Origin of the sequence: Glutamicibacter sp. 0426 (assembly GCF_001906485.1) — a bacterium.
GTDB lineage: Bacteria > Actinomycetota > Actinomycetes > Actinomycetales > Micrococcaceae > Glutamicibacter > Glutamicibacter nicotianae.
Window position 1 is genome coordinate 1 of record NZ_MPBI01000016.1, and the last position, 1074, is coordinate 1074.

Consider the following 1074-nt stretch of genomic DNA (forward strand, 5'->3'; position numbering starts at 1 on the left):
GACCCGGAGGTGGCGCAGCGCATTGACGCTGAGCTGGCTCGCCAGCAGCGCGGCCTGGAAATGATCGCCTCGGAGAACCACACCGCGCAGGCCATCATGCAGGCGCAGGGTTCGGTGCTGACCAACAAGTACGCCGAGGGCTACCCGGGCCGCCGCTACTACGGCGGCTGCGAGGAAGTCGACGTCATCGAGACGTTGGCGATTGAGCGCCTCAAGGAGTTGTTCGGGGCGAAGTTCGCGAACGTGCAGCCGCATTCCGGTGCGCAGGCTAATGCGTCGGTGTACCACGCGCTGGTGCGCCCGGGCGATACCGTCCTCGGGTTGAACCTGAACCACGGTGGGCACTTGACCCACGGGATGAAGCTGAACTTCTCGGGCCGCCTTTTCAACATCGTGCCTTACGGCGTGGATGAGGAAACCTACCAGGTGGACATGGATGAGGTGGAGCGCCTTGCGGTCGAGCACCAGCCGAAGATGATTGTTGCCGGCTGGTCGGCGTACCCTCGCCAGCTGGATTTCAAGCGTTTCCGCGAGATTGCCGACAAGGTGGGCGCGTACCTGTTCGTGGACATGGCGCACTTCGCTGGCTTGGTGGCCGCTGGGCTGCACCCGTCGCCGGTGCCTCATGCCCACGTGGTGACCTCCACGACGCACAAGACGTTGGCTGGTCCGCGTGGCGGCATCATTCTGTCGAATGATGCGGAGATCGCGAAGAAGCTGAATTCGGCGGTGTTCCCTGGCCAGCAGGGTGGTCCGTTGGAGCATGTGATCGCTGGCAAGGCTGTGGCGTTCAAGATTGCTGCGTCGCCGGAGTTCAAGGAGCGCCAGGAGCGTACCTTGGCTGGGTCGAAGATCCTGGCTGAGCGCTTGACCCGGGAAGACGTTGTTGCCAAGGGCATCAGCGTGCTGACTGGTGGCACCGATGTGCACCTGGTGCTGGTGGATCTGCGTGACAGCGAGTTGGACGGCCAGCAGGCTGAAGACCTCTTGGCGCAGGTGGAGATCACGGTGAATCGTAATTCGGTTCCGTTTGATCCGCGTCCGCCGATGGTGACTTCGGGCCTGCGCATTGGT

Annotated in this window: 1 protein-coding gene; it reads left to right on the plus strand. The window is 63.0% G+C overall.

What is annotated here, in order from left to right:
- On the plus strand, positions 1-1074 hold a 1074-nt coding region (gene glyA, locus BKX98_RS16555; protein WP_073708057.1), incomplete at both ends, for a serine hydroxymethyltransferase.